The sequence below is a fragment of the Paraburkholderia sp. SIMBA_030 genome (assembly GCF_046535245.1).
Taxonomy (GTDB): domain Bacteria; phylum Pseudomonadota; class Gammaproteobacteria; order Burkholderiales; family Burkholderiaceae; genus Paraburkholderia.
On sequence record NZ_JAWRXB010000182.1, the window covers coordinates 1 to 341 of the forward strand.

At 64.8% G+C, this 341-nt stretch carries 1 pseudogene; it reads left to right on the forward strand.

What is annotated here, in order from left to right:
- A pseudogene (locus tag SB772_RS39580) lies at window positions 1-210 on the forward strand (PRC-barrel domain containing protein); the annotation flags it as partial.
- Between the last annotated feature and the right edge of the window lie 131 nt (window positions 211-341).

Below are 341 nucleotides of genomic sequence, written 5' to 3' on the forward strand. Positions count from 1 at the left end.
GCCATCGTCGCAGCGGGCGGCTTCCTCGGCGTGGCTGCGCACGGCGTGGCCGTGCCCATCGCTTCGCTCGAAGTGCGCAAGGGCAATCTCTATCTGCCGGGCGCGACCAAGGAAGCGCTCAAGGCTACGCCGGCCTTCCAGTACGCGAAGATCGAATCGCCGCCGAAGCCCAAGCGCCTCGACAACACGCAGCAAGAACAGCAGCAATAAGCAGTAGCAAGCAGCACGACACGGGCGGCGCAATGCCGCTCTCGCACGCCAGCGTATGTATGACGCTGGCGTGCGGTCGCGAAAACAGTTGTTTTACCTATGGCTCGCGGGCCGCGCTGTCTAGCCGCCCT